Annotated in this window: 6 protein-coding genes and 1 pseudogene; 5 read left to right on the forward strand and 2 right to left on the reverse strand. The window is 68.6% G+C overall.

Translation table 11 applies throughout. The features are described from left to right. Positions 1-110: 110 nt before the first annotated feature. The 3 genes from BM060_RS15980 to BM060_RS15990 all read left to right on the forward strand — a co-directional run bounded on the left by BM060_RS15980 (position 111) and on the right by BM060_RS15990 (position 4,121). On the forward strand, positions 111-614 hold the full coding sequence (locus tag BM060_RS15980) for a sigma-70 family RNA polymerase sigma factor (protein ID WP_074980922.1): 504 nt from the start codon (positions 111-113) through the stop codon (positions 612-614). Beyond that, positions 614-1,588, forward strand: a complete 975-nt coding sequence (locus BM060_RS15985) for a FecR domain-containing protein (protein WP_074980923.1) — start codon at positions 614-616, stop codon at positions 1,586-1,588. The genes BM060_RS15980 and BM060_RS15985 overlap by 1 nt, the downstream gene beginning before the upstream one ends. 124 nt (positions 1,589-1,712) lie before the next feature. After that, entirely contained in the window at positions 1,713-4,121 is a 2,409-nt protein-coding gene (locus BM060_RS15990) for a TonB-dependent receptor (protein WP_074980924.1), read from the forward strand. Between the two features lie 36 nt (positions 4,122-4,157). On the opposite strand, the pseudogene BM060_RS15995 reads toward BM060_RS15990, so the two are convergent. Continuing rightward, a pseudogene (locus BM060_RS15995) lies at positions 4,158-5,632 on the reverse strand (AbgT family transporter). A 155-nt stretch (positions 5,633-5,787) separates the two neighbouring features. Then, entirely contained in the window at positions 5,788-6,948 is a 1,161-nt protein-coding gene (locus BM060_RS16000) for a M20 metallopeptidase family protein (protein WP_074980925.1), read from the reverse strand. Positions 6,949-7,083: 135 nt separating this feature from the next. Between BM060_RS16000 and BM060_RS16005 the strand changes: the two genes are divergently transcribed. Together BM060_RS16005 and BM060_RS16010 are read left to right on the forward strand one after the other, a co-directional pair. Beyond that, positions 7,084-7,971: a LysR family transcriptional regulator gene (locus BM060_RS16005; RefSeq protein ID WP_074980926.1), complete on the forward strand. Its 888-nt coding sequence runs from the start codon at positions 7,084-7,086 to the stop codon at positions 7,969-7,971. A gap of 445 nt (positions 7,972-8,416) precedes the next feature. Then, complete coding sequence (locus BM060_RS16010; RefSeq protein ID WP_074980927.1) at positions 8,417-9,076, forward strand: DsbA family oxidoreductase; 660 nt, start codon at positions 8,417-8,419, stop codon at positions 9,074-9,076. Positions 9,077-9,488 lie beyond the last annotated feature (412 nt).

Genomic DNA, 9,488 nt, shown 5'->3' on the forward strand with positions numbered 1-9,488 from the left:
GCGCGCCCGGCACGCGCGCCGACCGGCTGCGGCATCGCGGCATTGCATCGCGCGACTGAACCGACATAAAATGAGAGTCATTCGCAAATGATCATCTGGCGCACGACACCGTGGCATTCGCCGAACCCTCCGCCGACCAGCACCTGCACACCCTCTACGAACGCCACCACGGCTGGCTGCAGCAATGGCTGCGCGGCCGCCTGGGCAACGCCTGGGATGCCGCCGACCTGGCCCAGGACACCTTCCTGCGCCTGCTGCGCCGGCCGCTGAGCGACGTCGGCGATCGCCCGCGCGCCCTGCTCACCCACATCGCCAAGGGCCTGCTGGTGGACCGCTGGCGCCGCCAGGAACTGGAACGCGCCTACCTCGAAGCCCTCTCCGCGCTGCCCGAGGAACTGGCCCCCGGCCCGGAAGCCCGCGAACTGATCCTGGAAACCCTGGAGCGCATCGATGCGGCGCTGGGCGAACTGCCCGCCCTCACCCGCGAAGCCTTCCTGCTCGCGCAGCTGGACGGCCTCACCTACCCGGCCATCGCCGAGCGCCTGGGCCTGTCCCTGGCGACCGTCAAGCGCTACATGCGCGCGGCCTTCATCGCCTGCCTGAGCTTGGCCTGATGCACGAGCAGACGCTGGACCCACGCATCCTCGGCGAAGCCGCCGACTGGCTGGTGCGCCTGGGCGAACGCCCGGCCAGCGCCGCCGACCTGCGGGCCATCGAGCAATCCATCGAGCAATGGCGCGGACGCAGCGCGCAGCACGCCGAAGCCTGGCGCCGCGCCGAAAGCCTGCTCGGCGGCCTGCAGCAGCTGCCGCCGGGCACGGGCCGGCAGAGCCTGCAACGCCTCGGCGAACGCGGCCTGAGCCGGCGGCAGATGCTCAACCGCCTGGGCCTGCTGCTGGCGGTGGCGCCCGCGGCCTGGCTGGGCGCGCGCCATCTGCCCTGGGCCGAATGGAGCGCCGACCAGCGCACCGCCACCGGCGAGCGCAAGCGCGTGCAACTGCCCGACGGCAGCCTGCTGACGCTCAACACCGGCAGCGCCGTGGACATCCGCTTCAGCCCGCGGGAACGCCGCCTGCGCCTGCTCGACGGCGAAATCCTCGTCGCCACCCACGCCGACCCGGCGCCCGAGCCGCGGCCGTTCCTGGTGGAAAGCCGCCAGGGCCTGCTGCGCACCGCCGGCGCGCGCTTCGCCGTGCGCGACCTGGGCGAGGCGTGCCGGGTGGCCGTGCTCGAAGGCAGCGTCGCCGTGGAGCCCTTCGCAACCGCCGCGCGGCGCCAGGTCGAGGCCGGTCAGCAGCTGCTGTTCAGCGCCAGCGCCCTGCAGGCCGTGCAGACGGCGGACGCCAATGCCAGCAGCTGGGAAAACGGCATGCTGCTGGCCCAGGACATGCGCCTGGACGCCCTGCTGGCCGAACTGGGCCGCTACCGCAACGGCGTGCTGCGCTGCGCGCCCCAACTGGCCGGGCTGCGCGTCAGCGGCGCCATCCCCCTGGGCAACGACGACGCCGGCCTGCGCCTGCTGGCCGACATGCTGCCGCTGAAGGTCAGCAGCCTGACGCGCTACTGGGTGACCCTGGAGCCCGCCTGAACCCCGCCGCTACGCCGCCCCAACGACCCCCGAAAATTTTTTCATCCGCCATGACACCTTTTTCCTGCTCGTCCGGTGAAGGAGGAAACACCCCATTCACTCCTCGCGCCGACAGGATCACCGCATGACCACCCGCCTCCGCCTGAAGCCCCACACCCTCGCCCTGGCCATCGGCCTCGCCCTGCAGGGCGCCACCCTGCCCGGCCTGGCCGCGGAAACCGCCAGCGTGCAACGCCAGTACGACATCGCCCCGGGACCGCTGGGCGAGGTGCTGGCCCGCTTCGCCGCCCAGGCCGGCGTGCCCCTGGCCTTCGAGGCCGCCACGTTGAACGCCCGCCACAGCGACGGCCTGAAAGGCAGCTACGACGCCGAGGACGGCCTGATGCGCCTGCTGGAAGGCAGCGGCTACCGCCTGGTGCGCAAGCCCAGCGGCTACGGCGTCGAAGCCATCGCCCGGGACGGCGAGGCCCTGGAGATGGGCGCCACCACCGTCAGCGCCGTGGCCCAGGCCCCCGGCGAACTGCCGCAGGCCTATGCCGGCGGCCAGGTGGCCCGCGGCGCCCGGCTGGGCATGCTGGGCAACCAGGACATGCAGGACGTGCCCTTCGCCTTCTCCAGCTACACCGCGCAGGCCATCAAGGACCAGCAGGCGCAGACCGTCGGCGACGTGCTGCTCAACGACGCCGCGGTGCGCCAGGGCAACGGCTACGGCAACTTCTCGCAGATCTTCGTCATCCGCGGCCTGCCGCTGAGCACCGACGACGTCTCGCTCAACGGCCTGTACGGCGTGACGCCGCGGCAGATCATCGGCACCGAGTCGCTGGAGCGCGTCGAGCTGTTCAAGGGCTCCAACGCCTTCATCAACGGCGTGACGCCCAGCGGCAGCGGCATCGGCGGCGCGGTGAACCTGCAGACCAAGCACGCCGAGGACGTCCCCACCCGCAGCCTCAGCCTGGACTACGGCAGCGACAGCCAGGTCGGCGAACACCTCGACCTGGGCCAGCGCTTCGGCGAGGACAACCGCTTCGGCGCGCGGCTCAACCTGGCCCAGCGCGAAGGCGACACCGCCATCGACGACAACGCCCAGCGCTACAAGCTGGCCAGCGTCAACCTCGACTACCGCGGCGAACGCCTGCGCCTGAGCAGCGACTTCGGCTACCAGAAGCAGCGCATCAACCAGGGCCGCCCGGTGGTCTACGTCGGCAGCGGCGTCACCAGCATCCCCCACGCGCCCGACGCCGACAGCAACTACGGCCAGGCCTGGAGCTACTCGCAGCTGGAAGACACTTACGGCATGTTCCGCGGCGAATACGACCTGAACGACAACTGGACGGTCTACCTCTCCGGCGGCGCCAAGCACACCCGCGAGAACGGCAGCTACTCCTCGCTGACCCTGAGCGACAACGCCGGAACCGCCGGCGGCGGCACCATGGACGCCACCCACGACGAGGACAACAAGAGCGCCATGGCCGGCCTCAACGGCCGCTTCCACACCGGCCCGGTGAGCCACCAGCTGAACTTCGGCCTGGCCGGCATCTGGGCCGAGCAGCGCAGCGCCTACCGCATGGCGCTAACCAAGTACCCGGCCAACCTGTACCGCCCCGCGCAGGTCGCCAAGCCGGCCACCACCTACTCCGGCGGCGACTACAACGACCCCGGCATCGTCGGCAAGACGCGCAACCGCAGCGCCGCCGCCTCCGACACCCTGGGCTTTCTCGACGACCGCGTGCTGCTGACCCTCGGCGTGCGCCGCCAGAGCATCGGCACCGACGGCTGGAGCTACGCCGGCGTGCGCAACGCCGACTATCGAGAGTCCATCACCACGCCGGTATACGGCATCGTGGTCAAGCCCACCGAGTACCTGTCGCTGTACGCCAACCGCATCGAAGGCCTGGCCGCCGGCCCCACCGCGCCCTCCACCGCGGTCAACGTCGGCGAGGTGTTCGCCCCGCAGCGTTCCAAGCAGATCGAAGTGGGCGCCAAGCTGGACTTCGGCAGCTACGGCGGCAACCTGGCGTTCTACCGCATCGAACAGCCCACCAGCGTCACCGACCCGGACACCAAGGTCTTCAGCGTCGACGGCGAGCAGCGCAACCGCGGCGTCGAGCTGAACCTGTTCGGCGAACCGCTGCAAGGCCTGCGTCTGCTGGCCGGCGCCACCTGGATCGACACCGAGCTGCGCAACACCGCCGGCGGCGCCAACGACAGCAACCGCGCCATCGGCGTGCCGCGCTTCCAGTACAACCTCGGCGCCGACTGGGACGTGCCCGGCCTCGACGGCCTGGCGCTCAACGGCCGCCTGCTGCGCACCGGCGGCCAGTACCTGGACCAGGCCAACAACCTGAGCATCCCGGCCTGGACCCGCGTCGACCTGGGCGCCCGCTACCGCTTCAAGGTCGAGCAGCGCGACGTGATCCTGCGCGCCAACCTGGAAAACGTCGCCAACGAGGACTACTGGGCCTCCACCATCGGCGGCTACCTGACCCAGGGCGAGCCGCGCACCCTGCGGGTGTCCGCCACCGTCGACTTCTGAAGCCGCGGGCCGGGCGCGCGCTCGCCCGGCCCCCGCTCAGTCGAGGTACAGGCCCACGCCGGGGGCGATCGGCAGCCCCAGCTCCATCCAGAGGATGAGGAACAGCGTCCAGCACAGCAGGAAGCCCAGGGCCACCGGGATGGTCATCGACGCCAGGGTGCCGATCCCGGCGTCCTTCTGGTAGCGCTGCAGGAAGGCCAGGCACAGGCTGAAGTAGGGGCTCATGGGCGTGACTATGTTGGTCGAGGAATCGGCGATGCGGTACGCCGCCTGCACGAAGGCCGGCTCGAAGCCCACCAGCATCAGCATCGGCACGAAGATCGGGGCCATCAGCGACCACTGCGCCGAACCCGAGGTGATGAACAGGTTCATCAGCGTCACCAGGCCCAGGAACGCCAGCACCAGCGGGATGCCGCCGAAGCCGCTGCTGTCGAGCAGGTGCGAGCCGCCGACGGCGATCCATTCGCCCAGGTGCGTCCACTTGAACCAGGCGAGGAACTGCGAGATGGCGAAGAACAGCACCAGGGTCGGCGCCAGCTCCTTGATCGCCTCGGCCATGAAGCCGATGGCATCGCGGGCGTCGCCGATCTTCCCCACGCTGCGGCCGTAGACCCAGCCCAGGACCAGGAAGAAGATGGCGAAGACGGCCACCGCGCTGGTGAGGAACGGCGAAGGTACCAGCCCGCCCTCGGGGTTGCGCAGCGGCGAGCCGGCCGGCAGCACCGCGGCGAGGACCAGGGCGGCCAGCCGGCGCGCTTCAGCCCCTTGAGCTCCCGCGCGCTGATCGGCTGGATGTCGACCACCACGCTGCCGCGGTACGGGCCGGCCAGGGGCTCGACGATGCGCTCGATGATGAAGGCGCCGATCACCGACAGCAGCACGGCGGAACAGGCGACGAAATAGTAGTTGTCGATGGGCGAGACGTAGGCCGCGGGGTCGATCGTCTGCGCGGCGCTGGTGGTGATCCCGGAGAGGATCACGTCGGTCGGGGTGATCAGCAGGCTGGCATCGTAGCCCGCCCCCACCGCGACGAAGCCGGTCACCGCGCCGACCAGGGGGTTGCGCCCGGTGGCCTGGAAGATCATCGCCGACAGCGGGATGAGGATGACGAAGGCGGCGTCGGCGGCCACGTGGCTGCACATGCCGACGAGGAAGATGACGAAGGTGGTCAGGTAGCGTGGGGCCTTCATCACGCTCACCTGCATCAGCGCCCCGACCAGCCCGGTCTTGTCGGCCACGCCGATGGCCAGCAGGATGACCAGCACCGCGCCCAGCGGCGGGAAGCTGACGAAGTTCCTGACCACCGAGGTCAGTGCGAAAACCAGGCCCTCGCCAGAAACCAGACTCCTGACCGTGACCAGGTCGCCGGTCTTGGGATGGACGCCGGACACCCCGGACGCCGCCAGCGCCCAGGACAGGAGCGCGACGCCCAGGCACAGCCAGGCGAACAGGACGACCGGATGCGGGAGCTTGTTGCCCGCCCGTTCGATGGCGTTGAAGAAACGCTGCATGGTGAATTTTCCTTTGCCAGCCGCCGGCCTCCGCGCCCCTTGCCGGGGCGGCTGGCGAAGGTCGTGACGAAGCTGGCCTGCACGGATTGCCGGATGGCCCGCCTCGGCGCCGCCGGAAACTGCCGGCGCGCCGCGGGGCCCGTTAGTGCCTTCGCTCAGGCATCGAGCCCGAGGCGCCGCTCGGCGATGGCGACGAACATGCCCGCCGCGACGGGCAGAATTTCGTCGCGATAGTCGTAGTGCGGATGGTGAAGGTAGGCGCCGTCCTCGCCGTTGCCGACGAAGAAATAGCAACCCGGCACTTTCTCCAGGTAGAAAGCGAAATCTTCCGCCCCCATGGTCGGAAGCTGGTGCATGTAGCCCGCCTTGTCCGCGCCGAGGGCGTCGATGGCGGTTTCCACCACGAAGGCGGTTTCGTCGGCGTCGTTGACCAGCGCCGGGATGCGCATCGTCCGCACCAGCTCGGCGCTGGCGCCATGGGCCTGGCAGACCTGGGCGACGACGCGGCGCAGCGTCTCGTCGATCACCGCGGCGGCTTGCGGCGAGCCGTCGCGGGTGTTGATCATCAGCGTCGCCTGGCCGGGGATGACGTTCTGGCTGTTGCCGCCATGGAACTGCGTGACCGTCACCACCCCGGACTCCAGCGGCGACAGGCGGCGGCCGATCACGCCCTGCAGCGCCTGGACCACCGCCGCGCCGACGAAGATCGGGTCGATGGCCAGGTCCGGGCGCGAGGCATGGCCGCCCTTGCCGCTGATGGTGACCTCGTACAGCGAGCTGCCGCCCATGCTCGGCCCGGCCTTGGCGAACACCCGGCCCAGCGGATAGCCCGGGCGGTTGTGGTAGCCGAAGATGGCCTCGACGCCCTCCAGCGCACCCTCCTCGATCATCCGTTCGGCGCCCAGGCCGCCTTCCTCCGCAGGCTGGAACAGCAGCTTGATGCGGCCGCGAAGATGGTCGTGATGCCGGGCGAGCCGGCCGGCGGCCAGCAGCAGCGAGGCGGTGTGCCCGTCGTGGCCGCAGGCGTGCATCTTGCCCGGCGTGCGCGAGGCATAGGGCAGCTCGGTGTCCTCCAGGATCGGCAAGGCATCCATGTCGGCGCGCAGGCCGATGCAGGGGCCGGGGCGGCCGGTGTCGAGCAGCGCGACGACGCCGGTCCCGGCCACGCCGGTGCGCACTTCGTAGCCATGGCGGCGCAGGAAGGCGGCAACGAGGTCGGCGGTGGCGTGCTCTTCGTACTTGAGTTCGGGGTGGCTGTGCAGTTGCTGGCGGATGGCGGTGGCCTCGGCAATCGCCTCGCCGGTGAATACGGACATCGATGATCTCCCAGAGGGGTTTCGTTGTTGTTGTTCTGCCCGGTCTGTCGGCGAGGATTGTTAGCAGTCCGCGCGCGATGCCACAATTTCATTAATTCGCAGCCACCCTTGCCTTTTATGCAAAGCACAACCGCCATGCAGCATCTAGCCCTGCGTTACTTCCTGGAAGTGGCCCGCAGCGGCTCCATCACCGAGGCCTCGGCCCGATTGCACGTCTCCGGCTCGGCGATCAGCCGGCAAATCGCCCGCCTGGAACAGGAACTGGGTGTCGAGCTGTTCGAACGGCGGCCGCGCGGCATGCTGCTCAGCCCGGCCGGCGAACTGCTGGCGCAGCGCGCCCGGCGCATCGCCCTGGACACCGAAAGGGCCCTGGCGGACGTGCGCGAACTGCAGGGCCCGCACCGCGGCCTGGTGCGCCTGGCGGCCTACGAGGGCTTCGCCATCGACTGGCTGCCGCGGATACTCGCGGACTACCGCCGCACCTACCCGGGCGTGCGCTTCCACGTCTGGGTGGGCAACTCGGCGGACATCTGCGCGCGCGTCGGCGACGGCAGCGCCGACATCGGCATCACCTACAGCTATTCCGCGCCGGCCGGGGTGAAGGTGGAACGCATCGTGCGCCGGCCGATGCACGTACTGGTGCCGCGCGACCATCCGCTGGCCACGCGGGAACAGGTCACCCTGGCCGACCTGGCGTCCGAGCCCATGGCCCTGCCGGACCAGCAGCGCACGCAGCGCCAGCTGGTCGACACCGCGCTGGCCACCCAGGGGCTGTCCATGGAGCCGGTGTTCACCACCAATTCCATGGCAAGCCTGAAGGCCTTCGCCCTGGCGGCCGGGACGCTGATGTTCATCAGCTCCCTGGGCAGCCGGGGCGGCAATCTGCCGGAGAACGTGGTCGCGGTGCCGGTGGCGGACGACACCATGCAGGCCAGCGTGCTACAGATCGTCACGCTGCAGGGGCGCCATCTGCCTGCCGCCATCGTCGAATTCCTGGGTTTCCTCGATCGGGCGATCGAGTGAGGGCGGGTTGCCGGGGCGTGGGCGGGACAGCTAGCAAACCTCGAAAATAATTCAATTATTTTCAGTAGGTTGCATTTCATTTCTAATGTCGAATATACGACTTCCGGCAGGAATAACCTGCACATTTGCATTATAAATCATTGAATATCAATAGCTTATGATTGATATAGAGAAATAGTCTCACACTCAGTCACTTCCTCCGCATCCCGCCATCGCGCCGGAGTCCAGGCAGGGCAAGGCCTGTAGCCTGTACCTGGGCAGCTGGAAGCACGCCTGAGTTAAAGTCATTTCTAGAATATAAATATTCCTTATATATCAAATAGATAAAAATAAAACCTAAACTCATAAGGAAGAAGTAGCTACGCCACGCCCCGCCGGCACTGGATCACCCAGGGCAAAAAGGTCCATGCTTGAACACCGAAACCCCAAGGCGGAGATCGCCCGTATGCGCGAAGCCATCACCCTCGATTTCGTCTCAGACGTGGTCTGCCCCTGGTGCGCCATCGGCCTTTGCGGATTGCTCGAAGCCATCCAGCGCGTCGACGGCGAGATCGACGTCGAGCTGCGGATCAAGCCCTTCGAACTCAATGCCGACATGCCCGCCGAAGGCGAGGACCTGGTCGAGCACCTGCAGCGCAAGTACGGCAGCAGCGCCGAAGACATCGCCAGCAATCACAAGCGCATCCGCGACTTCGGCGAGGAAGTCGGCTTCCACTTCGACCTGCACAAGCGCCAGCGCATCTACAACACCTTCGACGCCCACCGCCTGCTGCACTGGGCCGCCGAACAGGGCCGCGACCTTGCGCTGAAGCAGGCGCTGCTGCACGCCTACTTCGGCGAAGGGCGCAACATCAGCGACAACGAGGAACTGCTGGACCTGGCCACCAGCGTCGGCCTGGACCCGGTGCGCACCCGCGAGATCCTCGACAGCGACGCCTATGCCAGCGAAGTGATCGAGGAAGAGGAATTCTTCACCAGCCACGGCATCCGCGCCGTGCCGGCGGTGATCATCAACGGCCGCCAGCTGATCTCCGGCGCGCAATCGGCCGACTACTACGAAAAGGCCCTGCGCCAGGTGGCCGAGAAATCCGAGCCGGTGCCGTAAGCCGGCTACGCCAAGACGCTCCTACGAGAAGCAATGCTCGCCTGCTACGTAGGAGCGGACCTTGTCCGCGATGACCGGACGTCCCGGCGCGATTCGCGGATGAGATCCGCTCCTACGCCGCCCCACACGCGCCATTCCCTGTAGGAGCGCGCCCTGCGCGCGAAATCGCGGGCAGGGCCCGCTCCTACAGTTCGCCATCAGGCATGGCGTTCCCCGTAGGAGCGGACCTTGTCCGCGATAGCCGGACGTCCCGGCGCGATTCGCGGATGAGATCCGCTCCTACGCCGCCCCACACGCGCCATTCCCTGTAGGAGCGGGCCCTGCGCGCGAATCGCGGGCAGGGCCCGCTCCTTGTATGTCGACGACCCGCCATAACGGCGGGTAGTCTCCGGCTGATCACCGGAAGGAAGAC

Origin of the sequence: Pseudomonas citronellolis, assembly GCF_900112375.1 — a bacterium.
GTDB classification, from domain to species: domain Bacteria; phylum Pseudomonadota; class Gammaproteobacteria; order Pseudomonadales; family Pseudomonadaceae; genus Pseudomonas; species Pseudomonas citronellolis.